Origin of the sequence: Burkholderia sp. MSMB1835 (assembly GCF_001526365.1) — a bacterium.
Taxonomy (GTDB): domain Bacteria; phylum Pseudomonadota; class Gammaproteobacteria; order Burkholderiales; family Burkholderiaceae; genus Burkholderia.
Genome location: NZ_LOYP01000043.1, coordinates 1 through 24,459 on the forward strand (window position 1 = coordinate 1; position 24,459 = coordinate 24,459).

Annotated in this window: 25 protein-coding genes; 9 read left to right on the forward strand and 16 right to left on the reverse strand. The window is 68.2% G+C overall.

From position 1 onward, the window contains the following. Window positions 1–142: 142 nt before the first annotated feature. Entirely contained in the window at window positions 143–1,291 is a 1,149-nt protein-coding gene (locus WS96_RS18905) for an anhydro-N-acetylmuramic acid kinase (protein ID WP_059834557.1), read from the reverse strand. Between the two features lie 142 nt (window positions 1,292–1,433). Here WS96_RS18905 and tyrS point away from each other — a divergent pair, with 142 nt between their 5' ends. Genes tyrS through WS96_RS18920 form a run of 3 tightly spaced genes read left to right on the forward strand, consistent with a single transcriptional unit; the run spans window position 1,434 to window position 3,816 of the window. Beyond that, entirely contained in the window at window positions 1,434–2,675 is a 1,242-nt protein-coding gene (gene tyrS / locus WS96_RS18910) for a tyrosine--tRNA ligase (protein ID WP_034206423.1), read from the forward strand. Further along, window positions 2,672–3,130, forward strand: a complete 459-nt coding sequence (gene dtd / locus WS96_RS18915; RefSeq protein ID WP_059834559.1) for a D-aminoacyl-tRNA deacylase — start codon at window positions 2,672–2,674, stop codon at window positions 3,128–3,130. Before tyrS ends, dtd begins: the two co-directional genes overlap by 4 nt. Window positions 3,131–3,153: 23 nt before the next feature. Continuing rightward, window positions 3,154–3,816, forward strand: coding sequence for a histidine phosphatase family protein (locus WS96_RS18920; protein WP_034206425.1), 663 nt, complete (start codon window positions 3,154–3,156; stop codon window positions 3,814–3,816). Window positions 3,817–3,875: 59 nt separating this feature from the next. Here WS96_RS18920 and WS96_RS18925 read toward each other — a convergent pair whose 3' ends face one another. From WS96_RS18925 to WS96_RS18970, 10 genes are all read right to left on the reverse strand, one after another. Further along, window positions 3,876–5,012 carry a ParB/Srx family N-terminal domain-containing protein gene (locus WS96_RS18925; RefSeq protein WP_082720301.1) on the reverse strand — a complete coding sequence of 379 codons (1,137 nt, stop codon included), beginning with the start codon at window positions 5,010–5,012 and terminating at the stop codon, window positions 3,876–3,878. A 143-nt stretch (window positions 5,013–5,155) separates the two neighbouring features. Beyond that, window positions 5,156–6,109, reverse strand: a complete 954-nt coding sequence (locus tag WS96_RS18930; protein WP_059779210.1) for an oxygenase MpaB family protein — start codon at window positions 6,107–6,109, stop codon at window positions 5,156–5,158. 23 nt (window positions 6,110–6,132) lie between these two features. Then, window positions 6,133–7,206 (reverse strand): Holliday junction branch migration DNA helicase RuvB, encoded by a 1,074-nt coding sequence (gene ruvB / locus WS96_RS18935; protein ID WP_059500998.1) that lies wholly within the window; start codon window positions 7,204–7,206, stop codon window positions 6,133–6,135. Between the two features lie 108 nt (window positions 7,207–7,314). Beyond that, window positions 7,315–7,896, reverse strand: coding sequence for a Holliday junction branch migration protein RuvA (ruvA, locus tag WS96_RS18940; RefSeq protein ID WP_021162490.1), 582 nt, complete (start codon window positions 7,894–7,896; stop codon window positions 7,315–7,317). A gap of 174 nt (window positions 7,897–8,070) precedes the next feature. Next, complete coding sequence (ruvC, locus tag WS96_RS18945; protein ID WP_006476894.1) at window positions 8,071–8,613, reverse strand: crossover junction endodeoxyribonuclease RuvC; 543 nt, start codon at window positions 8,611–8,613, stop codon at window positions 8,071–8,073. A 154-nt stretch (window positions 8,614–8,767) separates the two neighbouring features. Further along, the gene (gene purH, locus WS96_RS18950) at window positions 8,768–10,333 is read right to left on the reverse strand and encodes a bifunctional phosphoribosylaminoimidazolecarboxamide formyltransferase/IMP cyclohydrolase (protein ID WP_034206428.1); all 1,566 of its coding nucleotides are present in this window, start codon (window positions 10,331–10,333) and stop codon (window positions 8,768–8,770) included. A gap of 44 nt (window positions 10,334–10,377) precedes the next feature. Next, window positions 10,378–10,611 (reverse strand): Fis family transcriptional regulator, encoded by a 234-nt coding sequence (locus tag WS96_RS18955; RefSeq protein ID WP_006476892.1) that lies wholly within the window; start codon window positions 10,609–10,611, stop codon window positions 10,378–10,380. Continuing rightward, the gene (dusB, locus tag WS96_RS18960) at window positions 10,608–11,675 is read right to left on the reverse strand and encodes a tRNA dihydrouridine synthase DusB (RefSeq protein WP_034206429.1); all 1,068 of its coding nucleotides are present in this window, start codon (window positions 11,673–11,675) and stop codon (window positions 10,608–10,610) included. Before dusB ends, WS96_RS18955 begins: the two co-directional genes overlap by 4 nt. Before the next feature lie 137 nt (window positions 11,676–11,812). Further along, window positions 11,813–13,000 (reverse strand): UbiH/UbiF/VisC/COQ6 family ubiquinone biosynthesis hydroxylase, encoded by a 1,188-nt coding sequence (locus tag WS96_RS18965; RefSeq protein ID WP_059834561.1) that lies wholly within the window; start codon window positions 12,998–13,000, stop codon window positions 11,813–11,815. Between the two features lie 74 nt (window positions 13,001–13,074). Continuing rightward, window positions 13,075–14,472, reverse strand: a complete 1,398-nt coding sequence (locus tag WS96_RS18970) for an aminopeptidase P N-terminal domain-containing protein (RefSeq protein WP_059779219.1) — start codon at window positions 14,470–14,472, stop codon at window positions 13,075–13,077. A 184-nt stretch (window positions 14,473–14,656) separates the two neighbouring features. On the opposite strand from WS96_RS18970, the gene WS96_RS18975 reads away from it, so the two are divergent. Further along, the gene (locus tag WS96_RS18975) at window positions 14,657–15,271 is read left to right on the forward strand and encodes a glutathione S-transferase family protein (RefSeq protein WP_027783574.1); all 615 of its coding nucleotides are present in this window, start codon (window positions 14,657–14,659) and stop codon (window positions 15,269–15,271) included. 106 nt (window positions 15,272–15,377) lie between these two features. Here the strand turns inward: WS96_RS18975 and WS96_RS18980 are convergent, their stop codons facing one another. The 3 genes from WS96_RS18980 to WS96_RS18990 form a co-directional block, all read right to left on the reverse strand. Further along, window positions 15,378–16,997: an FMN-binding glutamate synthase family protein gene (locus tag WS96_RS18980; RefSeq protein WP_059824515.1), complete on the reverse strand. Its 1,620-nt coding sequence runs from the start codon at window positions 16,995–16,997 to the stop codon at window positions 15,378–15,380. A 119-nt stretch (window positions 16,998–17,116) separates the two neighbouring features. Next, the gene (mnmA, locus tag WS96_RS18985) at window positions 17,117–18,319 is read right to left on the reverse strand and encodes a tRNA 2-thiouridine(34) synthase MnmA (protein WP_059834562.1); all 1,203 of its coding nucleotides are present in this window, start codon (window positions 18,317–18,319) and stop codon (window positions 17,117–17,119) included. Further along, window positions 18,316–18,825, reverse strand: coding sequence for an NUDIX hydrolase (locus WS96_RS18990; RefSeq protein WP_059834564.1), 510 nt, complete (start codon window positions 18,823–18,825; stop codon window positions 18,316–18,318). Before WS96_RS18990 ends, mnmA begins: the two co-directional genes overlap by 4 nt. A 304-nt stretch (window positions 18,826–19,129) precedes the next feature. Here WS96_RS18990 and WS96_RS18995 point away from each other — a divergent pair, with 304 nt between their 5' ends. From WS96_RS18995 to WS96_RS19005, 3 genes are read left to right on the forward strand one after another with little or no spacing between them, the layout of a single operon-like run. Next, entirely contained in the window at window positions 19,130–20,269 is a 1,140-nt protein-coding gene (locus WS96_RS18995; RefSeq protein ID WP_059834566.1) for a Re/Si-specific NAD(P)(+) transhydrogenase subunit alpha, read from the forward strand. A gap of 11 nt (window positions 20,270–20,280) precedes the next feature. Then, window positions 20,281–20,607: an NAD(P) transhydrogenase subunit alpha gene (locus WS96_RS19000; RefSeq protein ID WP_012327914.1), complete on the forward strand. Its 327-nt coding sequence runs from the start codon at window positions 20,281–20,283 to the stop codon at window positions 20,605–20,607. Next, a complete protein-coding gene (locus tag WS96_RS19005; protein ID WP_006483443.1) occupies window positions 20,604–22,058 on the forward strand; it encodes an NAD(P)(+) transhydrogenase (Re/Si-specific) subunit beta in 1,455 nt (484 codons plus the stop codon). The genes WS96_RS19000 and WS96_RS19005 overlap by 4 nt, the downstream gene beginning before the upstream one ends. Window positions 22,059–22,312: 254 nt before the next feature. On the opposite strand, the gene WS96_RS19010 is transcribed toward WS96_RS19005, so the two are convergent. Together WS96_RS19010 and WS96_RS19015 are read right to left on the reverse strand one after the other, a co-directional pair. Next, the gene (locus tag WS96_RS19010) at window positions 22,313–22,999 is read right to left on the reverse strand and encodes a helix-turn-helix transcriptional regulator (protein WP_059501008.1); all 687 of its coding nucleotides are present in this window, start codon (window positions 22,997–22,999) and stop codon (window positions 22,313–22,315) included. Window positions 23,000–23,072: 73 nt separating this feature from the next. Next, window positions 23,073–23,477 carry a VOC family protein gene (locus WS96_RS19015; protein ID WP_034206437.1) on the reverse strand — a complete coding sequence of 135 codons (405 nt, stop codon included), beginning with the start codon at window positions 23,475–23,477 and terminating at the stop codon, window positions 23,073–23,075. A gap of 171 nt (window positions 23,478–23,648) precedes the next feature. On the opposite strand from WS96_RS19015, the gene WS96_RS19020 reads away from it, so the two are divergent. Beyond that, on the forward strand, window positions 23,649–23,981 hold the full coding sequence (locus WS96_RS19020; RefSeq protein ID WP_059834568.1) for an ArsR/SmtB family transcription factor: 333 nt from the start codon (window positions 23,649–23,651) through the stop codon (window positions 23,979–23,981). Then, window positions 23,974–24,438 carry an SRPBCC family protein gene (locus WS96_RS19025; RefSeq protein ID WP_059834570.1) on the forward strand — a complete coding sequence of 155 codons (465 nt, stop codon included), beginning with the start codon at window positions 23,974–23,976 and terminating at the stop codon, window positions 24,436–24,438. The genes WS96_RS19020 and WS96_RS19025 overlap by 8 nt, the downstream gene beginning before the upstream one ends. The last annotated feature ends 21 nt before the right edge of the window (window positions 24,439–24,459 follow it).

Consider the following 24,459-nt stretch of genomic DNA (forward strand, 5'->3'; position numbering starts at 1 on the left):
GCGCTCGGGCCGTCAAGTCCAGACCGTTCCGCTACACCGTTCGATACTTGACTCGGAACCTTAACTGAACGGCATTAGGGCTTGATGCCCCGTTTTTCATGCGCGCTCGCCTTGCAGCGCCCGCCGCGCAGCGGGTATCGCTTCAGCGCGGATAGAGCGCGCCGAGTACGCGCTCGCCGGCGGCACCCGTCACGCTCGCGAGATTGCCGGGCTGGCGCGCGGTGAAGCGGTACGCGAGCCACGCGAACGCGAGCGCTTCGACCTGCTGCGGCGGTACGCCGAGCGCGGCCGTCGTATCGACGGTGGCCGGCACGCCGGCCTCGCGCAGCGCGTGCCGGAGCGCGTCGAGCAGCACCGGATTGCGTGCGCCGCCGCCGCATACGAAGACGGCCTTGCAGCCCGGCGCGTGCTGCGCGATCTCGCGCGCCACCGACACCGCGGTGAGCGCGGTGAGCGTCGCCTGCACATCCTCCGGCGCAACCTGCGGGAACGCGGCGAGCTTCGCATCGAGCCAGGCGGGATTGAACAGGTCGCGTCCGGTGCTTTTCGGCGGCGGCGCGATGAAATACGGTTCGTCGAGCAACGCGTCGAGCAGCGGCGCGCGGACGCTGCCGCGTGCGGCGAACTTCCCGCCGTCGTCGTACGGCTTGCCCAGATGGCGCGTCGCCCATGCGTCGATCAGCGCATTCGCGGGGCCGCAGTCGAAGCCGCGCACTTCGCCGCCCGTGTCGGGCAGGATCGTGATGTTGCTGATCCCGCCGAGATTGCAGACGACGCGCGTTTCGCCCGGCGCGCCGAACACCGTCGCATGGAAGGCGGGTGCGAGCGGCGCGCCGTGGCCGCCCGCGGCCACATCGCGGCTGCGGAAATCGGCGATCACGTCGATCTGGGTCAGCTCGGCGAGCAGCGCCGGATTGTTGAGCTGGCGCGTATAGCCGCGCTCGGGGCGATGGCGCACCGTCTGGCCGTGCACGCCGATCGCGCGAATCTCGTCGCGCGCCAGTCCGGCCGTACGCTGCAATTCATGGCAGCACACCGCATAGCGCGTGACGAGCGCATTCGCCGCGAGCGATTCGCGGTCGATCTCGTTGTCGCCGGGCTGCTGCAGCGCGAACAGCGCGTCGCGCAGCGATGGCGCGAAGCCGACGAACGCTTCCGCGAGCACGGCCGGCGCGCGGCCGGCCTCGAAACGCACGGCGACGCCGTCGACGCCGTCCATGCTGGTTCCCGACATCAGCCCGAAGTAGATGCCGTCTGCCGGATGGGCATTCTGCGGCGGTCGTTGCGGCACGTTGGGTTCTCCTCGATCGTGCGGCGCGGGCCGGTGCCGCGCGCCTTGCGCCCGATTATCCGCGCAACGTGGCGCGTCGTTAAGCGATGCGCGCGCAAGTTATGGGAAAATCCCTGTTTTTGCGACATTCTTCCTGGCACCGATGAGCACCGAACCCAGTTCCAAGCCCGTTTTCCCGATCACCGACGAAGTCCGGCATGCGCTCGCCGTCACGAAGCGCGGCGTCGACGAGCTGCTGATCGAGGAAGAGTTCGCGCAGAAGCTCGCGCGCAGCGCAGCCACGGGCACGCCGCTGCGCATCAAGCTCGGCCTCGACCCGACCGCGCCCGACATCCACATCGGCCATACGGTCGTGCTGAACAAGATGCGCCAGCTGCAGGACCTCGGCCACACGGTGATCTTCCTGATCGGCGATTTCACGTCGCTGATCGGCGATCCGTCGGGCCGCAACGCGACGCGGCCGCCGCTCACGCGCGAGCAGATCGAAGCGAACGCGAAGACCTACTTCGAGCAGGCCGCGCTCGTGCTCGATCGCGACAAGACCGAGATCCGCTACAACAGCGAATGGTCGATGCCGCTCGGCGCGGACGGGATGATCAAGCTCGCGTCGCGCTACACGGTCGCGCGGATCCTCGAGCGCGAGGATTTCACGAAGCGCTTCCAGGGCGGCGTGCCGATCTCGATTCACGAATTCCTGTACCCGCTGATGCAGGGCTACGATTCGGTCGCGCTGAACGCCGATCTCGAGCTCGGCGGCACCGACCAGAAATTCAACCTGCTGGTCGGCCGCGAGCTGCAGAAGCAGTACGGCCAGGAACAGCAGTGCATCCTGACGATGCCGCTGCTCGAAGGGCTCGACGGCGTCGAGAAGATGTCGAAGTCGAAGGGCAACTACGTCGGCATCAGCGAGAAGCCGACCGACATGTTCGGCAAGCTGATGAGCATCTCGGACACGCTGATGTGGCGTTACTTCGAACTGCTGTCGTTCCGCAGCATCGAAGAAATCGCCGGCTTCAAGCGCGACGCCGAAGGCGGCCGCAACCCGCGCGACTTCAAGGTGCTGCTCGCGCAGGAAATCGTCGCGCGCTTTCACTCGCAGGCCGACGCCGAGCGCGCGCTCGAGGACTTCAACCACCGCGCGAAGGGCGGCGTGCCGGACGACATTCCGTCGGTCACGCTGGCCGGCGCGCCGCTGGCGATCGGTCAGTTGCTGAAGCAGGCCGGCCTCGTGCCGTCGACGAGCGAAGCGCTGCGCAACATCGAGCAGGGCGGCGTGAAGATCGACGGCGCGACCGTGTCCGACAAGGGCCTGAAGGTCGAGGCCGGCGAGTTCGTCGTGCAGGTCGGCAAGCGCCGCTTCGCGCGCGTCACGCTGACCGCATGATCGCGCTGATCCAGCGCGTGAAGCGCGCCGACGTGCGCGTCGGCGAGCGCACGACCGGCGAGATCGGCGCGGGCCTGCTCGCGCTCGTCTGCGCGGAGCGCGGCGATACCGAGGCCGCGGCCGACAAGCTGCTCGCGAAGCTGCTCGGCTATCGCGTGTTCAGTGACGCGGCCGGCAAGATGAACCTGCCGGTGTCGAACATTGACGGCGAAGGCCGTGCAGGCGGCCTGCTGCTCGTGTCGCAGTTCACGCTCGCGGCCGACACCAACAGCGGGCTGCGGCCGAGCTTCACGCCGGCCGCGCCGCCGGACGAAGGCGCGCGGCTGTTCGACTATTTCGTCGCGGCCGCGCGGGCGCGCCATCCCGTCGTCGAGACGGGCGAGTTCGGCGCCGACATGCAGGTGTCGCTCGTCAACGACGGTCCCGTGACGTTCTGGCTGCAAGTGCGGCCCTGATTCTTCCCCGGAGGCGCGCCGCGATGGCCACTACGCAGATTCTTTTCATCCGCCATGGCGAGACGGCCTGGAACCGCATCAAGCGCATCCAGGGGCATATCGACATTCCGCTGGCCGACACGGGGCTCGCGCAGGCGCAGCGGCTGGCGGCCCGGCTCGGGCGCGAGGCGCGCGACGGCGCGCGGATCGACGCGGTGTATTCGAGCGACCTGATGCGCGCGCAACAGACCGCGCAACCGTTCGCCGATGTGCTCGGGCTGCCGCTGCTGCTGCGCGAAGGGTTGCGCGAACGGTCGTACGGCGCGTTCCAGGGGCACGACAGCACCGAGATCGAAGCGCTGTTTCCGGACGCGTACGCGGCCTGGCAGACGCGCGATCCGGGTTTCGCGCCGGAAGGCGGCGAGTCGCAGCGCCAGTTCTATCACCGCGTGCTGCATGCGCTCGAACCGATCGTCGCCGCGCATCCGGGCGGCCGGATCGCGTGCGTCGCGCACGGCGGCGTGCTCGATTGCGTGTATCGCTTCGCCAACGGGATCGAGTTGTCGGCGCCGCGTAACTATCAGCTGCTCAACACCAGCATCAACGTCGTCGATTACGTGGACGGCCGTGCGCAGGTCGTGCGGTGGGCCGACGTGTCGCATCTCGACGCCGCGAGCGACGACGACGGATACCGCAAGGTGCTCTGAGTACGCCAACCCCGTCCGGCATGGCCGGCCTCGGGGTTGCGTTGCCTTGCGCGTGACGCTTACTGCGGCAGCCCGTGGCGCGTCTTGTAGTCGAGCGCGTATGCGATCTTGCCGGGTTTGTCGGCCGTGATCGGCTGGCGCAGCTTGTCGAATTCCCCCTTGCTGTATTTCTTCCCGCCGTTGATCGCATCGGCGCGCCCGAGGTCGGCGCCCGTCTTGCCGTCGATCACGGGGTCGGTGGCCGCGACCATCCGCGTCGACGCATTCCAGACCGCATTCAGGTAGCCCGTGTCGGCCTTCGCCGGATCGGGATCGGTCGTGCCCAGCCGCGTCAGGTCGTAGCCGGCCAACGCGAACGTGCCCGGCTGCGCGCGCAGCCAGTCGGCCCAGTAGAACTCGAGGTAGTCGGTCGCTTGTGCGGGTTTGCTGTAGCCGATGTCGCGCGTGAAATAGACGAGCGAGCGGTAGCGGTCGTTCGTCATCCCGAGCGTCAGGCCGAGGCCGGTCGGCAGTTGCGCGGTCGTGATCGGCTTGCCGTCGCCGTTCTTCAGGCGCAGATAGCCGCGGCTCTGCATCTGCTGCCAGAACGCGTCGCCCGAATAGTCGCCGAGGTTGTCCTTGACGACGACGTGCACGTGCAGCGTCGGGCCGCCGTCGGGCGTTTCGTAATAGGTCGACAGCCCGTGATGACCGTCGGTCAGGTACAGCGTATCGCCGTTGGGGCCGATCACGACGGGGTTCAGCACCGAGCGGTCGCGCGCGTTCGCGTCGGTCGTCGCGCACGTGTAGCTCGCCGGATCGCGCAGCGACGATTTGGCCGTGTAGCCGCTCGCTGTGACGCCGCCGAGGCCTTCGTCCGCGCAGAAGTCGTCGAATTTCTTGTCGGGCTGGAGTTCGTAGCGGCCGAGCTTGTAGTAGATCTGGTCGTAGCCGATCGCACCCTGCGTCGGATGGAGGTCGCCGAGCGTGACGTCGATCAGGTCGCCGACGCGGGCAGCCTTCCATTTGCCCGGCTGCGGCGTGGTGGTGGCGGGCGGCGTGGGCGCCGGCGTCGTCGTCGTGCCGCCGGACGGCGGTTGCGCGTCCGTGCGCGCGACGGCGGCGACATCGTCGCCGCCGCACGCGGCGAGCGCGAAGACGGTGGACAGGCTGGCGGCAAGGGCGAAACGGATCGGCAGGCGTGGCATCGCGGGCATCGGGCGTCGGTCGGGTGGGCGGGACACCGCGCGGGTCACGGTCGCGCGTGACGAGCAGGACGTGCGACCGTGCGCGGGTGCAAGCCAGTCAGTTTGCCACTGCTATTTGACAGCAAATTGAAATGATCCGAACAAGCTGATCGTCAGGCAGGCGGGGTGCCGTCGGACGGCGTGGCCGTCGCGCGGCGGCGCGCACGCTTCGACGCGCCGTTCACGAGCGCCCAGCGCAGCACGGGCGCGATGGCGCGTATGCCGGGTCGGACCACCGCGCGCCGTAACGGCGCGAAGGTCGACACGCCGAGCATGCGCTGCGCCCACGGCGGCAACAGGTCGATCCCGGCATGCATCACCAGCGACGCGGCAGGCCGCAGCGTGGGCTTCGCGACCGGCACATTCAGCAGGATGGACATGACTTCGAAGGTACGCGGCCCGGCTTCGAGTTCGGGCAGCATGCGCGCGAGATAAGCGGCCACCTCGGCGCGCGAACGCGGAATCTCGCGAGCGCCGAGGAGCTCGGCGATCAGCGCCGTCTCCGCGTAATAGCGGTCCTGCAGTTCGCCCGGCAGCGCGGGATTCACGTAACGCAGATGCGCGGCGAGGAAGCTCGACACTTCCGCGACATGCACCCAGGTGAGCAACGCCGGATCGTCGGCGCGGTACGGCCGGCCGTCGGGCGCGGTACCTGATATGCGCGTGTGGATCGTTTTCACGCGCTCGATCAGCGTGAGCGCGTCCGCGCGGCTGCCGAACGTCGTGCCCGTGATGAACGTGGCGGTGCGCCGCAAGCGGCCGAAGATGTCGGTGCGGAACGACGAATGATCCCAGACGCCCGCGAGCGCGAGCGGGTGGAGCGCCTGCAGCAGCAGCGCGGCGATGCCGCCCGTCATCATCGACGTGAAATCGGCATGCACGCGCCAGCAGACGGCGTCGGGGCCGAACAGCCCCGGGTCGCCGGGCGGTGAAGAGAGATCGATCGACGGGCCGCCGCCGCCGGCCGTCAGGTGCGTGATACCGGCCACGAGCCGCTGGCGGATCGGCTCGGCCCAGCGCGGGCCCGGCACGGGTGCGGTGGGGTGGCGGCTGGGCGGCGTCGTCATGGCGGGTGCGGCGCGGCGACGGATTACTTCCCGTCGGGGGTATCCCACGCGTCGTGCTCGGTGATGCGGCGCGCATCGGGTACCGACAGCCCGAAGTGGCGATACGTGAGCAGCGTCGCGACCCGGCCGCGCGGCGTACGCTGCAGGAAGCCCTGCTGGATCAGGTACGGTTCGAGCACGTCCTCGATCGTATCGCGCTCCTCGCCGATCGCCGCCGCGAGGTTGTCGATGCCGACCGGGCCGCCGTCGAACTTGTACAGGATCGCTTCGAGCAGCTTGCGGTCCATCAGGTCGAAGCCGACCGGGTCGACGTCGAGCATCGCGAGCGCGGCATCGGCCACGGCCGCGGTGATCTGGCCGTCGGCCTTCACTTCCGCGAAGTCGCGCACGCGGCGCAGCAGACGGTTCGCGATCCGGGGCGTGCCGCGCGCGCGCTTCGCGATTTCCAGCGCGCCGTTCGGATCGATCTGCGCATTCAGCAGCGACGCCGAGCGCCGCACGATGCGCGACAGTTGATCGGCGTCGTAGAACTCGAGGCGCGCGACGATCCCGAAACGATCGCGCAGCGGGTTGGTCAGCATCCCCGCGCGGGTGGTCGCGCCGACCAGCGTGAACGGCTGCAGGTCGAGCTTCACGCTGCGCGCCGCCGGCCCTTCGCCGATCATGATGTCGATCTGGTAATCCTCGAGCGCCGGATACAGGATTTCCTCGACGACCGGCGACAGCCGGTGGATCTCGTCGATGAACAGCACGTCGTTCGCCTCGAGGTTCGTCAGCAGCGCGGCGAGATCGCCCGCGCGCTCGAGCACGGGGCCTGACGTCTGGCGCAGGTTCACACCCATCTCGCGCGCAATGATGTGCGCGAGCGTCGTCTTGCCGAGCCCCGGTGGCCCGAACAGCAGCACGTGATCGAGCGGCTCGGAGCGGCGCTTCGCGGCTTCGATGAAGATCTCGAGCTGGCCGCGCACCTTTTCCTGGCCGACGTAGTCGTCGAGCTGGCGCGGCCGCAACGCACGTTCGAACACCTCCTCGTGCGACGAGGCAGGCGTGGCGGCGATGATCCGCTGCTCGGTGGCGAGTTTGTCGGTTTCAATCATGCGGCCATTGTACCGCGCGACGACGCGCGGACCACCTGGCCGAACGGCCGACTGGCGAGCGCCGCGCGGCGGCGCGACACTGGCTTCGACGGCCGGAGCGACCGCGCGTTACGCCTTCGACAGCGCCTTCAGCGCGAGCTTGATGCCTTCGGACACGCCGGTGCCGGCCGGCACGTTCTTGATTGCGGCAAGGCCTTCCTTCTCGGAGTAGCCGAGCGCCAGCAGCGCGTTGAGGATGTCGGTCGCGTGGTCGGACGGCGATGCGGCTCCGGCGAGCGCGCCGAGGTCGGCGCCGAGCTTGCCCTTCAGTTCGAGCAGCAGGCGCTCGGCCGTCTTCTTGCCGATGCCGGGCAGGCGCGTGAGGCGGGCGGCGTCCTGCATCGTCACCGCTTGCGCGAGCTCCTGAACGCTCATGCCGGACAGCACGGCGAGCGCCATGCGCGCGCCGATGCCGGTGATCTTCAGCAGTTCGCGGAAGGTCGTGCGTTCCTGGGGCGTCAGGAAGCCGTACAGCAGGTGGGCGTCCTCGCGGACGATCTGCTGCGTGAGCAGCACGACGCGCTCGCCCGTTTGCGGCAGGTTGTAGAAGGTGCTCATCGGCACGTCGATTTCGTAGCCGACACCGTTGCAGTCGACTAGCAGATGAGGTGGGTTCTTTTCGAGCAGGATGCCGGCGATGCGACCGATCATGGAGGACGGGATGCGAGGAAGAAAGCGCGAGTGTAGCGCACGCGCGGCGCAATGCCGATGGGGCGCGTCCGTCGGCCCGAAGCGGCGCGCGTCGCGAGCATGTCGGGCGTGGGTAGGGCGGTCAAGGCGCCAACGCGGTCGAGCCGACGTGCCGGGCCGCGGCGCGCGGCGGCGTCAGCCGACCAGCCTGCCGCGCCGCACGCGCAGCCCTTTCTGCGCGAGCGCCGGCGCGAGGCCGCCCAGCGTGCTGAGCGTGTTGCCGCCGTGTGCGTGGCAGATCGCCATGCCGAGCGCGTCGGCCGCGTCGGAGCCGGGCTGGCCGGACAGGTTGAGCAGCCGCGTGACCATTTCCTGCATTTGCGTCTTGGTCGCGCGGCCGTAGCCGACCACGGCCTGCTTGAGCTGCAGCGCGGTGTATTCGGCGACCGGCAGCCCGCCCGCGACGAGGCCGCAGATCGCGGCGCCACGCGCCTGGCCGAGCAGCAGCGTCGACTGCGGGTTCACGTTGACGAACACCTTTTCGATCGCGGCCTGGTCGGGCGCGTGTTCGCGCACGATCGTCGAGACGCCCTGAAAGATCGTGCCGAGGCGGGTGGCCAGATCGGCCGTCGGCGTGCGGATCACGCCGCTCGTGACATAGGCGAGCCGGTGGCCGCTGACGTCGATGACGCCGAAGCCGGTGACGCGCAGGCCGGGGTCGATGCCGAGAATTCGCATGAGTGAGGAGAATGGCGTGATGCAGCGATACTACAACGAATGGTGCGGCAAGCCGGCCGCCCGGGCCGACGCGAAGGCGCCGCGCAATAAAAAACCCGGCGCAGGGGATGCCGCCGGGTTTTCGTGCAGCGGCCGCGCGGGCCGCATGCTGCGGTCAGTGACGGAAGTGGCGCACGCCCGTCAGGATCATCGCGATGCCATGCTCGTCGGCCGCCGCGATCACTTCGTCGTCGCGCATCGAGCCGCCCGGCTGAATCACGCAAGTCGCGCCGGCCGCCACGACGACGTCGAGGCCGTCGCGGAACGGGAAGAACGCATCCGACGCGACGGCCGAGCCGGCGAGCGTCAGGCCCGCGTTCTGCGCCTTGATGCTCGCGATGCGCGCGGAATCGACACGGCTCATCTGGCCGGCGCCGACGCCGAGCGTCATGCCGTTGCCGCAGAACACGATCGCGTTCGACTTCACGTACTTCGCGACGCGCCATGCGAACAGCAGGTCGTCCATTTCCTTCGCGGTCGGCTGGCGCTTCGTGACGACGCGCAGCTCGCTCGGCTGCACGTTCTTCGCGTCGAGCGACTGCACGAGCAGGCCGCCGCCCACGCGCTTCAGGTCGAATGCGTTGTGGCCGTCGCCGAGCGCAATTTCGAGCAGGCGCACGTTCTGCTTCGCGGCGAACACCTGCTTCGCGGCGTCGGAGAACGACGGGGCGATCAGCACTTCGACGAACTGCTTCGCCACGGCTTGCGCGGCCGCTTCGTCGACTTCGCGGTTGAACGCGATGATCCCGCCGAATGCCGAGGTCGGGTCGGTCTGGAACGCCTTCGCGTACGCGTCTGCCGAGTCGTTGCCGACCGCGACGCCGCACGGGTTTGCATGCTTGATGATCACGCAGGCCGGCGCGTCGAACGTCTTCACGCATTCCCACGCCGCGTCCGAATCCGCGATGTTGTTGTACGACAGTTCCTTGCCCTGCAGCTGGCGGTAGTTCGCCAGCGCGCCGGCCGGCGCCGCGAGGTCGCGGTAGAACGCGGCGCTCTGGTGCGGGTTTTCGCCGTAGCGCAGGTCCTGCACCTTGTCGAACGCCATGTTCAGCGTGGCCGGGTACGCGCTGCGCGATGCGTGCTGCAGCTCGTCGGTCAGGCTCGTCAGGTAGTTCGTGATCGCGCCGTCGTATTGCGCGGTGTGCGCGAACACCTTCGTCGCGAGGCGGAAGTTGGTCGGGTAGCCGACCGTGTTGCCGTTCGCCTTCATTTCGTCGAGCACGACCGCGTAGTCGGCCGGATCGACGACGACCGTCACGTCGCGGTGGTTCTTCGCGGCCGAGCGCAGCATCGTCGGGCCGCCGATGTCGATGTTCTCGATCGCGTCGGCGAGCGTGCAGTCGTCCTTCGCGATCGTCGCGACGAACGGATACAGGTTCACGACGAGCAGGTCGATCGTCGGGATGCCATGCTGTTCGAGCGCCTGCATGTGCTCGGGCAGGTCGCGGCGGGCGAGGATGCCGCCGTGTACCTTCGGGTGCAGCGTCTTCACGCGCCCATCGAGCATTTCCGGGAAGCCCGTGTAATCGGCCACTTCGGTCACGGGCAGGCCGGCGTCGGCGAGGAGTTTCGCGGTGCCGCCCGTCGACAGCAGCTTGACGCCGAGGTCGGACAGCGACTTCGCGAAGTCGACGATGCCGGTCTTGTCGGAAACGGAAATGAGCGCTTGCTTGATCATGATGGAACCACCAATAGCCAGGGAAACGGGGACGGGACGGCCGCCTACAGCAGGCCGTGCTGCTGCAGCTTCTTGCGCAGCGTATTGCGATTGATGCCGAGGTACTCGGCGGCGAGCGACTGGTTGCCGCCGGCCTGTACGAGCACGACCTCGAGCATCGGCTTTTCGACGCAGGACATCACCATTTCATAGACGTCGTGCGGATTGGAGCCGTCTAGATCCCGGAAATACACGTCCAGGCTCTCGCGGACACATTGTTCGATGTTGTGCTTGCTCATGCTGCTAACTGGTTATGGTCGTCCGACTCGCCCTGGCTGTTTTCCGCTTCGTCGTCGACGTAGACGAGGTGGTCCGACAGCGCCTTTTGCGCCTCGAAGAATGCATTGACGGCGGCGAGCTGCTCGCGGGTGGAATCGAGCGTGTTCATTCGGTGCCGGAACCCGTTGGCACCGGAAAGGCCGCGAGTGTACCAGCCGATGTGCTTGCGCGCAGTACGGACGCCGGTGAATTCGCCATAGAAAGCGTAGTGGTCTTCCAGGTGTTCGTTCATCACGTGCTGGATCTCGTCGATCCGCGGCGGGGGCAGCAGCTCGCCGGTTTGCAGGAAATGATCGATTTCGCGGAACAACCACGGCCGGCCTTGCGCGGCGCGACCGATCATCAGCGCATCGGCGCCGGTTGCGTCGAGCACGGCCTTCGCCTTGGCGGGCGACGTGATGTCGCCGTTCGCGACGACCGGAATCCGCACGGCCGCCTTCACGGCCGCGATGGTGTCGTACTCGGCGTCGCCGCGATACAGATCGGCGCGCGTGCGGCCATGCACGGTGAGCATCGAAATGCCGGCCGCTTCGGCCAGGCGCGCGACCGTGATCGCATTCTTGTGCTCGCGGTCCCAGCCGGTGCGGATCTTCAGCGTGACGGGCACCGCGTCGGGCCCCGTGCCGACCGCCGCGACGACGGCCTCGACGATCCGCTGCACGAGCGGCTCGTTCTGCAGCAGCGCGGAGCCGGCCGCGACGTTGCAGACCTTCTTCGCCGGGCAACCCATGTTGATGTCGATGATCTGCGCGCCGTTGTCGACGTTGTAGCGGGCCGCCTCGGCCATCATCGCCGGATCGGCGCCGGCGATCTGCACCGCGATCGGCTCGACTTCGCCTTCGTGGTTCGCGCGCCGCATCGTCTTCGCGCTTTTCCACAGCTGCGCGTTGGACGCGACCATCTCGGACACGGCGTAACCGGCCCCCAGCCGTTTGCACAGCTGGCGGAACGGACGATCCGTCACCCCGGCCATCGGGGCGACGAACAGGTTGTTACGCAATACGTGAGAGCCGATAACGGGCATCGCAATGGCGCCGCCCGCGACGAGCGCGGGCAGGGGAAGGGAAGACGGAAAGCGGGCATTTTACCGTATTCCCATGCCCCGCCGATTTGACCCGGTTTGCCTGGTTTGCCCGGGCGCGCCATGCGGTGTGCCGCGCGTCAGCTACGCTGGCCGAACATCATCTGGCGCGCGATCGCCTTCTTGAGCGGCGGCACGAACTCGAGCGCGGTGAGCGCGGCGCCGCGCAGCAGCGGCAGCGGGCCCGAGTCGATCGTAAACAGGCGCGCCAGCGTGTCGGTCGCGCCGATCGTGAAGCGCCGGTCGAGCGCGCGGCGCGCGTTGAAGGTCGCGAGCGCGGTCGCTTCGAAGCCTTGTGCGGACAGTGCGTCGACGAGCGTGTGCGCGTCGCGCAGCCCGAGGTTGAGCCCCTGGCCCGCCACCGGGTGCAGCGTTTGCGCGGCATTGCCGACGATCGCGACGCGGCCGCTGACGAGCGTCTGCGCGGCGTTCAGGCCGAGCGGGAAGGACGCGCGCCCGGCGATCGCGACGAATTCGCCCATGCGTTCGCCGAACACGCTGCCGAGCTCGCGCAGGAACGCATCGTCGGGCAGCGCGGCACGTCGCGCCGCTTCGTCGGGCGTACAGCACCAGACGAGCGAGTAATCGGCCTGACGCGGGCCGCCGAGCGGCAGCAGCGCGAGCGGGCCCTCGTGCGTGAAGCGTTCCCACGCGACGTTCGGGCGCGGCGCCGATACCGTGACCGTGCCGACGAGCGCGGTCTGTCCGTAGTCGCGGCGATGCTTGCCCGTATCGGCCTGCTGTTCGTGGAACAGCCCGCCTTCGGCATTGACGACGATGCGCGCGCGCAGCGTGCGCTCGCCTTGCGGGCCGTCGAGCGTCAGCGCGACGCCGTCGGCGTCCTGCTGCGGCGCGCGCGCGGTGGTCGACGTGAGCCAGTCGACGCGCGTGCCGCGCACCGCATTCGCGAGCGCCTGCACGATCGAGCCGTAGCGCACCACGTAGCCGAGCGCGGCGAGGGCGTGCTCGTCGCGGTCGATCAGCGTGCGGCCGAAATGGCCGCGCTGCGACACGTGGATATGTTCGATCGGCGTGGCGTCGGCGGGCCACGCGAGCGTGTCGAGCAGCACGCGGCTGCCGTGCGACACGGCGATCGCGCGCGGGTCGTTCGCGCTCGCGGCCGGGTCGCGCGCATCGATCAGCGCGATCGATGCATGCTGCGTCGCGCTGCGGCGCGCGAGCCAGCCGGCGAGCGCGAGCCCGACGGGGCCTGCGCCGACGATGGCGAGGTCGTAATCCGGCGTGGCGGAGGGGGAAGCGGTCGTCATCAGGGTTCGTGAAACGGTGTTGGCAGTCGAAGCGGTTCAAGCGGTCCAGGCAGTCGCCGGCGGCACGCGGCCGCTCACGCGCCGTGCGCGGCGCCCTCGCGCATCAGCGCCTCGATCTCGTCGGCCGCGACCGGCACGTCGCGCGTGATCAGTTCGCAGCCGTGCTCGCGCACGATCGCGTCGTCCTCGATGCGGATGCCGATGTTCCAGTATTCGGGCGGCACGTCGTCGGCCGCGCGCACGTACAGGCCGGGCTCGACGGTGAGCGTCATGCCGGCTTTCAGCGTGCGCCACGGCAGCGCGCCGTTGGCGTCGCGCGCGGCGAGCCGCTCGCGGTAGTCGCCGCAGTCGTGCACGTCCATCCCGAGCCAGTGGCCGGTGCGATGCATGTAGAAGCGCGTGTACGCGCGCTCGGCGATCGCGTCGTCGACGTTCGAGAAGCGCGTTTTCGGGATGATGCCGGTGTCGAGCAGCCCCTGCGCGAGCACGCGCACGGCCGCGTCGTGCGGCGCCTCGAACGGCACGCCGGCGCGCGTCGCGTCGATCGCGGCCTGCTGCGCGGCGAGCACGATGTCGTACAGCGTGCGCTGCGCGGGCGAGAAGCGGCCGTTGGCCGGGAACGTGCGCGTGATGTCCGACGCATAGCCGTCGAGTTCGCAGGCGGCGTCGATCAGGATCAGGTCGCCGTCTCGTGCGGCCGCGTTGCCGGCCGGATAGTGCAGCACGCACGCATTCGCGCCGGCCGCGACGATCGAACCGTACGCGGGCGCCTGCGCGCCGTGCTTGCGGAACAGGTACAGCAGCTCGGCCTCGAGCTCGTATTCGCGGATGCCGGGGCGGCACACCTGCATCGCGCGGCGGTGCGCGAGCGCGGAGATGTGCGCGGCGCGCATCATGATCGCGAGTTCGTGTTCGTCCTTCACGAGCCGCATGTCGTCGAGCAGCGGCGTGAGGTCGAGCAGCGCGTCCGGCGCGGCGACGCCCGTGCGTGCCTGTGCGCGTACCGCGTCGATCCAGCCTGCGAGCTGGCGTTCGAAGTCGGCCGATGCGCCGAACCGGTAGTGCACGGTGCCCGCATCGGCGAGCAGGCGCGGCATTTCGGTGTCGATCACGTCGACCGCGAATGCCGCATCGAAGCCGAACGCGTCGCGCGCGGCGTCGGGCCCGTAGTGAAAGCCTTCCCAGATCTCGCGGTCGACGTTCTTGCCGCGGCAGAACAGGATCGATTCCGGCGCGCCGTGCGGCGCGGCCGCGTTCAGCACGAGCACGGCATCCGGCTCGGTGAAGCCCGTCAGGTAATGGAAGTAGCTGTCGAACCGGTACGGGTAGGCCGTATCGCGGTTGCGCAGCATTTCCGGCGCGGTGGGGACGATGGCGACGCCGCCGCCCGCGGCACGCAGTGCGGCAAGCACGCGTTCGCGGCGCTGGCGGTAGACGTCGACGGCAATGGCGGTATCGAGGGGCGCATTCATCGTGCGATTGTAGCGCCGCGCGACGCGGTGCGTGAGGGTGGGGCCGCAAGCCGCTCCGGCCAAGGCCCGCGCGGCGGTTGTTGCAAACCATCCACAGGCCGGACGGGCGATTTTCTACCCGGCCGCGCGTGCCGGTTATGATCGGCGACAACGTATACTCTCGGCGGTTCCCTTGAAAAGGCAGATGATGAAATTAATCGGTTCGCTCAGCAGCCCGTACGTCCGAAAGGCGCGGATCGTGCTTGCTGAAAAGAAGATCGACTACAAGCTGGAGCTCGAGAACGTATGGGCGCCGGAGACGGATATTCATGCCTCGAATCCGCTCGGCAAGGTCCCGTGCCTCGTGATGGAGGATGGCGCCGCGGTGTTCGATTCCCGCGTGATCTGCGAATACGTCGATACGCTGTCGCCGGTCGGCAAGCTGATTCCGCCGTCGGGCCGCGAGCGCGTCGAAGTGCGCTGCTGGGAAGCACTGGGCGACGGCGTGCTCGACGCGGCGGTCGCGATCCGTCTCGAACACACGCTGCGGGAAGAAGGGCAGCGCAGCGCGAGCTGGATCGCGCGCCAGCAACGCAAGATCGACGACGCGCTCGTCGCGATGTCGCAGGGTCTCGGCGGCAAGACGTGGTGCGTCGGCAATCATTACACGCTCGCCGACATCGCACTCGGCTGCGCGCTCGGCTATCTCGATTTCCGGATGCCCGAGCTCGACTGGCGCGATCGCCACCCGAACCTCGACAAGCACTTCGTGAAGCTGCAGCAGCGACAGTCGTTCGCCGATACGCTGCCGCAGAACTGAGCCGCGGCCCGGCCTTCACGCATTCGGCAGACGAAAGAAAAGCGCCCCGCGGGGCGCTTTTCTTTTTGCCGAGCCGGCCGCTGCCGGCGCGGGGCAGCCGCACGCGTCACTCGATCGATGCGTACACGGCTTCGCCGAGCGCGAACGAATCGCTGCGCGCGATCGGCCACCACTTGTCGTACAGGGACAAGCCGCAGGTCTGGCCGTCGAGCAGCGCACCGGGTTTCAGGTATTTCAGCAGTTGCGACATCAGCCGCACCTCGTGCGGCGCGACCCGCTGCACGATGTGATGCGCGCGCAGCTCGGACGGATGCGCGAGGCCGGCTGCCTGCACGAGTTCCTGCAGCGCATGCAGCGTATTGCGGTGGAAGTTGTACACGCGCTCGGCCTTGTCGGGCACGACGAGCGCGCGCTGGCGCACCGGGTCCTGCGTCGCGACGCCGGTCGGGCAGCGGTCGGTGTGGCAGTGCTGCGCCTGGATGCAGCCGACCGCGAACATGAAGCCGCGCGCCGAGTTCACCCAGTCCGCGCCGATCGCGAGCGTGCGCGCGATGTCGAACGCGGTGATGATCTTGCCGCTCGCGCCGAGCTTCACGCGATCGCGCACGCCGATCCCGACGAGCGTGTTGTGCACGAGCAGCAGCCCTTCCTGCAGCGGCACGCCGACGTGGTCGGTGAATTCGAGCGGCGCCGCGCCCGTGCCGCCTTCCGCGCCGTCGACGACGATGAAGTCGGGCACGATGCCCGTCTCGAGCATCGCTTTCGCGATCCCGAAGAATTCCCACGGATGGCCGATGCACAGCTTGAAACCGGTCGGCTTGCCGCCGGACAGCGTGCGCAGCCTCTCGACGAATTCGAGCAGCCCGCGCGGCGTCGAGAATTCCGAGTGCGTCGCGGGCGAGATGCAGTCCTTGCCCATCGGCACGCCGCGCGTCTCGGCGATTTCCGGCGTGATCTTCGCGGCCGGCAGCACGCCGCCGTGGCCGGGCTTCGCGCCCTGCGACAGCTTCACCTCGATCATCTTGACCTGCGGATCGGCCGCCTGCTTCGCGAACTTGTCGGGGTTGAACGTGCCGTCGTCGTTGCGGCAGCCGAAGTAGCCGGACGCGATTTCCCAGATGATGTCGCCGCCGTGCTCGCGGTGGTACTTCGACAGCGAGCCTTCGCCGGTGTCGTGCGCGAAGCCGCCTTTCTTCGCGCCGAGGTTCAGCGAGCGGATCGCGTTCGCGGACAGCGAGCCGAAGCTCATCGCCGAGATGTTGAAGATCGAAATGTCGTACGGTTGCGCGCGATTCGCGCCGACGCGGATGCGGAAGTCGTGGCTCGGCAGCTTCGTCGGCGCGAGCGAATGGCTGATCCATTCGTGCGCGACGGCCTTCACGTTCAGCTCGGTGCCGTACGGGCGGTTGTCCGCGACGTTCTTCGCGCGCTGGTAGACGAGGCTGCGCTGCGCGCGCGAGAACGGTTTTTCGTCGGTGTCGTCCTCGACGAAGTACTGGCGGATTTCAGGTCGGATGAATTCGAACAGGAAGCGGAAGTGGCCCCAGAGCGGGTAGTTCCGGAGGATCGCGTGGCGGTCCTGGTTCAGGTCGTACAGGCCGAGCGCGACGAGGGCGATGGGGATGACGATCCACAGCCAGGAAAGAACGTGGGCCGACGCGAGCGCGGCTGCTGCGACGAGCAGCAGCACGGCACACCACATCGCGAGGTAGCGTCTTGAAAGCATGGGGACTCCATAAGAATCTTGAGATACCGCCATGCGTGCGCTGCGAAGGCGGCACACCGGCCGTGGCGGAATCGTGTTCCGCCGGGCGCGGCGTGCCGCAAGTCTAAACCGAATGGATGTCAGCGTGCTTCGGCGAGCGCCGGCGCGTGGGCCGGCGCAGCCTGATCGGGTTGGCCGGTGGCCGCGAACTCGATGATGCCGCCGCCGAGGCAGATCTCGCCGTCGTACAGCACGGCCGACTGGCCGGGCGTGACGGCCCACTGCGCGTCGTCGAACGCGAGCGAGAAGCGCGCTTCGCCTGCCGGGTCGGCTACCGCGGCGCCTGTCGCGGCCCGGCCTATCGCGGCCCGGCCTATCGCGGCCCGGCCGAACCTGCACGCCGCGTCGGCCTGCCGGTAGCGCGTCTTCGCGCCGCACGCGAAGCCGTCCGCCGGCGGCTCGCCGGCGACCCAGCTCACGTTGCCGGCGACGAGCGCGCGCGACAGCAGCCACGGATGATCGTGACCCTGCACGACGTACAGCGTGTTCGACGCGATGTCCTTCGCGGCGACGAACCACGGCTCGCCGCTGCCGCTCTTGCTGCCGCCGAGGCCGATGCCCTTGCGCTGGCCGAACGTATAGAACGCGAGGCCGATGTGCTCGCCGACCACCTTGCCGTCGGGCGTCTTCATCGGGCCGGGTTTCGTCGGAAGATAGCGGTTCAGGAAATCGCGGAACGGCCGTTCGCCGATGAAGCAGATGCCGGTCGAATCCTTCTTCTTCGCATTCGGCAGCCCGATCTGCGCGGCGATCTCGCGCACCTTCGTCTTCGGGATCTCGCCGAGCGGGAACATCGTCTTCGACAGTTGCGCCTGGTTCAGCCGGTGCAGGAAGTACGACTGGTCTTTCGTATGATCGAAGGCCTTCAGCAGTTCGAAACGCCCGTCGCGCTCGCGCACGCGCGCGTAGTGGCCGGTCGCGATCATCTCCGCGTCGAGCGACATCGCGTGGTCGAGGAACGCCTTGAACTTGATCTCGGCGTTGCACAGCACGTCGGGGTTCGGCGTGCGGCCGGCCGAGTATTCGCGCAGGAATTCGGCGAACACGCGGTCCTTGTATTCGGCGGCGAAGTTGACGGCTTCCACGTCGATGCCGATCAGGTCGGCCACCGACACGACGTCGATCCAGTCCTGGCGCGTCGAGCAGTACTCGCCGTCGTCGTCGTCTTCCCAGTTCTTCATGAACAGGCCGACCACGTCGTAGCCTTGTTCCTTCAGCAGCCACGCGGTCACCGACGAATCGACGCCGCCCGACATGCCCACCACTACACGGCGCTTGCTCATTTGCCGACCGCCTGACGTTCGAATGCCTCGGGGCGCGGGGCGACCGAGTGCGTGTGCACGAAATCGAGCGGAATGCGCCGCCCGGCGAGATAGTCGTCGACGCAGCGCATCACCGCGGGCGAGCGATGGCGCTCGCTGCAGGCGCGCAGTTCGTCGGCCGTCATCCACAGCGTGCGGACGATGCCGTCGTCGAGCACATGGCCCGCGACCGGTTCGCCGGCGGTGCCGCAGAACGTGAAGCGCAGGTAGGTCGCGCCGGCGCTGCCGGGGCGATCGTAATGCGCGAGATAGACGCCGACGAGCGCGTCGGGCGTGAACGGGCGCGCGGTCTCCTCGAGCGTTTCGCGGATCACGGCGTCGGCCAGCGTTTCGCCGGCTTCGAGATGACCGGCCGGCTGGTTGATGCGCAGGCCCGTCGAGGTTTCTTCCTCGATCACGAGGAAGCGGCCGGCGTGCTCGACGAGCGCGGCGACCGTCACATGCGGGGTCCAGATTTCGGGTTTCATGGTTCGGCATTTTACCGGTTGCGCCCGAACGCTGCCGGTCGTTCGCCGTCGGCCGTTCGTCGGACGATCCGACCCTCGCAGATCGCCCGTCCCGGCGCTGCGTGGCGACGCTGCGTGACGGCGCGGGCCAAGCGCCTGTCGCATTCGAGCACGGTCGTGCGGAAAGTGCTGGCGCGACCATCGCTTTCGGTTAAAGTGCAGCGTGAAAGCCGTTGCTCGTGAGCCGGTAAGTCAGCCTGTCCGGCTCGTTGTGCAGTAAAGATCGCAAGAAAAGAAATACTGACAATGACTGGAGGAACTGACGATGCATATTGGAGTGCCTGCTGAAACGCGGGCCAACGAGGCGCGTGTGGCTGCGACGCCGGAAACCGTGAAGAAATACGCGGCGGCCGGCCATCGCGTCAGTATCGCGAAAGGGGCCGGCAGCGCAGCCAGCTATCCCGACGAAGCCTATGCGGCCGTCGGCGCCGAATTGACCGACCAGTCGGCCGCGTTCGACGCCGATCTCGTCCTGAAGGTCCAGGCGCCCACCGACGCCGAACTGCCGTTGCTCAAGCGCGGCACCGTGCTGATCGGCATGCTCGAGCCGTTCAACGGCGAGCAGGCGGCGAAACTCGCCGCGGCCGGCGTGACCGGTTTCGCGCTCGAGGCCGCGCCGCGCACCACGCGTGCGCAGAGTCTCGACGTGCTGTCGTCGCAGGCGAACATCGCCGGCTACAAGGCCGTGCTGGTGGCCGCGTCGCTGTATCCGCGCTTCATGCCGATGCTGATGACGGCCGCGGGCACCGTGAAGGCGGCGCGCGTGCTGATTCTCGGCGCGGGCGTCGCGGGCCTGCAGGCAATCGCGACCGCGAAGCGGCTGGGCGCGGTGATCGAGGCGTCCGACGTGCGGCCGGCCGTGAAGGAGCAGATCGAGTCGCTCGGCGCGAAATTCCTCGACGTCCCGTTCGAAACCGACGAAGAGCGCGAAGCCGCGCAGGGTGTCGGCGGCTATGCGCGCCCGATGCCGGCATCGTGGCTCGGCCGCCAGGCCGCGCTCGTGCACGAGCGGGCGAGGCAGGCCGACATCGTGATCACCACCGCGCTGATTCCCGGGCGCCCGGCGCCGACGCTGATCTCGGTCGACACCGCGCAGGCGATGAAGCCCGGCTCGGTGCTCGTCGATCTCGCGGCCGGCCGCGGCCCGGAAATCGACGGCCGCCGGGGCGGCAACTGCCCGCTGACCGTCGCCGACCAGGTGATCGTGCACGACGGCGTGACGATCGCCGGCTACACGAATCTCGCGTCGATGGTCGCGTCGGACGCGTCGGCGCTGTACGCGCGCAACCTGCTCGACTTCACGAAGCTGATCGTCACGAAGGAAGGCACGCTGAACATCGACCTGACCGACGACATCGTCGCCGCGACGCTGTTGTGCCGCGACGGCGAAGTCACGCGCAAATAACGGAGGAGACCATGGAAGTCATCAATCACACGGTGATCAACGTGATCATCTTCGTGCTGGCGGTGTACGTCGGCTACCACGTCGTCTGGAACGTCACGCCGGCGCTGCATACGCCGCTGATGGCCGTGACCAACGCGATCTCGGCGATCGTGATCGTCGGCGCGATGCTCGCGGCGGCGCTCACCGTCGGCGCGACCGGCAAGTTCTTCGGCACGCTCGCGGTCGCGCTCGCGGCCGTCAACGTGTTCGGCGGCTTTCTCGTGACGAGGCGCATGCTCGAGATGTTCCGCAAGAAGGAGCCCAAGCGCATCGAGGGCGGCAAGGAGGGCGCGCGATGAGCATGAACGTCGTTACGCTGCTGTACCTCGTCGCGTCGGTGTGCTTCATCCAGGCGCTGAAGGGCCTGTCGAATCCGAAGAGCGCGCGGCGCGGCAACCTGTTCGGGATGGTCGGGATGGCCATCGCGATCCTCACGACGATCGCGCTGATCGTCAAGCAGGCCGCGTGGCTCGGCGCGAACCTGCCGCTCGGCCTCGCGCTCGTGCTCGGCGCGCTGATCGTCGGCGGCGGCGTCGGCGCGTTCGTCGCCGCGCGCGTCGAGATGACGAAGATGCCGGAACTCGTCGCGGCCATGCACTCGCTGATCGGTCTCGCGGCCGTGTGCATCGCGTATGCGGTGGTGTCGGAGCCGGAAGCGTTCGGCCTCGTGCCGCAGGACGCGGTGTCGTCGAGCTTCATCCCGTACGGCAACCGCGTCGAGCTGTTCATCGGCACGTTCGTCGGCGCGATCACGTTCTCCGGTTCGGTGATCGCGTTCGGCAAGCTGTCGGGCAAGTACAAGTTCCGGCTGTTCCAGGGCGCGCCGGTCGTGTACGCGGGCCAGCACCTGATCAACCTGATGCTCGCGATCGCGATGCTCGGCTTCGGCATCCTGTTCTTCATCACGCAGGCGTGGCTGCCGTTCATCATCATGACGGCGATCGCGTTCGTGCTCGGCGTGCTGATCATCATTCCGATCGGCGGCGCGGACATGCCGGTGGTCGTGTCGATGCTGAACTCGTACTCGGGCTGGGCGGCGGCCGGCATCGGCTTCTCGCTGAACAACGCGATGCTGATCATCGCGGGTTCGCTGGTCGGCTCGTCGGGCGCGATCCTGTCGTACATCATGTGCCACGCGATGAACCGCTCGTTCTTCAACGTGATCCTCGGCGGGTTCGGCGGGGAAGCGGCGGCCGGCGGCGCGGCGGGCGCGCAGGAGCAGCGGCCGGTGAAGTCGGGTTCGGCCGACGACGCGGCGTTCATGCTCGGCAACGCGGAATCGGTCGTGATCGTGCCGGGTTACGGGCTCGCCGTCGCCCGTGCGCAGCACGCGCTGAAGGAGCTGACCGACAAGCTGGTCGAGAAGGGCATCGACGTGAAGTACGCGATCCATCCCGTCGCCGGCCGGATGCCGGGCCACATGAACGTGTTGCTCGCGGAAGCGGAAGTGCCGTACGAGATCGTGCACGAGATGGAGGACATCAACGGCGAATTCGGCCAGGTGGACGTGGTGCTCGTACTCGGCGCGAACGACGTCGTGAACCCGGCCGCGAAGAACGATCCGAAATCGCCGATCGCGGGGATGCCGATCATCGAGGCGTACAAGGCGCGCACGGTGATCGTCAACAAGCGTTCGATGGCGGCCGGCTACGCGGGCCTCGACAACGACCTGTTCTACATGGACAAGACAATGATGGTGTTCGGCGATGCGAAGAAGGTCATCGAGGACATGGTGAAGGCGGTCGAGTAACGCAGGCACCGGCACGCGGCGCCCGCTTCGATGCGCGGGCGCCGCGGCCGCGGACAGGCCCGACCGGCGCAGTTCTCGAGCCGGCCGGGCCTTTTTCATGGTGCGACGAGGTGTGCGACGCAGGCGGCCATCGTGTCGCGCACGCGGGCGGCCGGATCGATCAGGCGCGCATAGCCGTCCGTCGCGACGCATATCGGTTGAGCCCGGTCGCGGAGAACCCGCCCCGATCCGATCGCGCGCGCCGCCACGCCGCGTCAGCGCATCGGCGCTTCCGCGATCCGCATGTAGTCGGCGATCCGCCGGCCCTCCATGTCCGGAAACTGCTCGTGCACGGTGATGTCGCCCATCCGCGCGATGTCGAAGGTGCGGAAATCGTCGCGCAGCTCGCACCACGCGCCGATCGTCCAGCGCCCGCCCCAGTAGACGAGCCCGAGCGGCCAGACGCGACGCTGCGAATGCGCGCCGAGCCGGTCGCGATAGTCGAAGCTGACGATGTGGCGCGTGTCGATCGCCTGGTGGATCGCGTCGACCTTCGCGCAAAACGTCGCGTCGATGTGGAACGACGGCGCGAACACGGGCAGCCGGTCGAGCGCCGTACGCTTGTCGGCCGGCATCGCCGACGCGATCTTCGCGAGCGCCGAGCGCGCGCCGCTCGCGAAGCGCGCACCGCCCCAGGTCTCGAGCATGCGCGCGCCGGTGGCGAGCGCCGCCAGCTCCTCGGCCGTGAACGTGAGCGGCGGCAGGCTCGCGTTGCGGTTCAGCCGGTAGCCGATGCCGGCCTCGCCTTCGATCGGCACCCCCGACAGTTGCAGATCGCGTACGTCGCGGTAGACCGTGCGCGGCGACACCGACAGCCAGTCGGCCAGTTGCTGCGCGGTCGTGAGACGACGCCCGCGCAACAGCTCGGCGATCTGGAACAGGCGGTCGGCACGGCGGGTCATGACGGCACCTCGATTCCTCTGGCTACGGGGACTTCGCGATGATAGCGCCGCGCGGGCCCGCCGACCGCTGCGTTCAGTGGCATTTCGGCGCGTGCAGGCCGACGCGGTTGCCTTCCGTGTCGATCAGGTAGCCGACGTAGCCGTAGTTGTTCGGCAGCTCGACGACGGAGCCCTGCACGACGCCGCCCGCGCGCTTCGCGCGTTCGAGCGCCGCGACGACCGATTCGCCGGCGTTCAGGTAGACGAGCACGCCGTTCGCGCTCGGCTTCATCTGCTGCGGATCGAACACGATGCTGCCGCCCGTGCTCGATGCGTCGCGATCGAACGTCGCCATCGGCACGCCGCCGATGACCTCGCGCTGCAACGTGGTTTGCAGCACGGTTTCGTAAAAGCGGATCGCGCGGTCGAAATCGAGGGACGGAATGTCGAACCAGGCGATCGCGCGTTCCACGGTTGCAGTGGCGGTTGCTGACGTCATGACGAGCTCCTTGTGGTGCGTTGTTATGCGGATTCGATGGGGAAAACCAGCCTGCATTGCGCCGGGATTGCAGTGTGATCGCGGGCTGCTGACACCGTATTGTCAGTAGAGTTGTCACCCTTGACATGCAACCATTCGGTTGCATAATAAGGCCATCGACCCGGGAGCGGCATGGACCTCGTTTTCAAGGCGCTGGCCGACGCCACGCGCCGTCGGTTGCTCGATCTGCTGTACGCAAAAAACGGCCAGACCGTGTCCGAGCTGTGCGACGGGCTCGCGATGAGCCGGCAGGCCGTGAGCAAGCATCTCGCGCTGCTCGAGGCCGCGAATCTCGTCGCGACGACGTGGCGCGGCCGGGAGAAGCTGCATTACCTGAATCCGGTGCCGATCCACGACATCGCGCAACGCTGGATCGGCAAGTTCGAGCGTCAGCGCCTGCAGGCGCTGGCGGACCTCAAGCGGGGGCTGGAAGCGCCCCGCGACACGGGAGACGACAATGAGTAATCCCGACTTCGTGTACGTGACCTTCATCGCGGCCACGCCCGAGCGCGTGTTCGACGCGCTGACCAATGCCGAGCTGACGAAGGACTACTGGGTGCGGCATCGCAATGCGTCGCCCGACTGGCGGCCGGGTTCGCGGTGGGAACATCAGGACTACGACGATCCGTCGCGGGTCGACATCGTCGGCGAAGTGGTCGAGCACGATCCACCGCGCCGGCTGGTCGTCACGTGGCGCACGCCGTCGGGGGAGGGCGAGGAATCGCGCGTGACCTATCTGGTCGAGCCGCACGAGGGCGTCGTGAAGCTGACCGTCACGCACGACGGGCTGGTGCCCGGTTCGGAGATGGACCGCGGGATTCGCGGCGGCTGGCCGGTCGTGCTGTCGAGCCTGAAGACGCTGCTCGAGACGGGGCATGCACTGCCGTTCACGATGGCGCGCTGGTCGCAGTCGAAGCATTGACCGGCAGCGGAAAAGCACAGG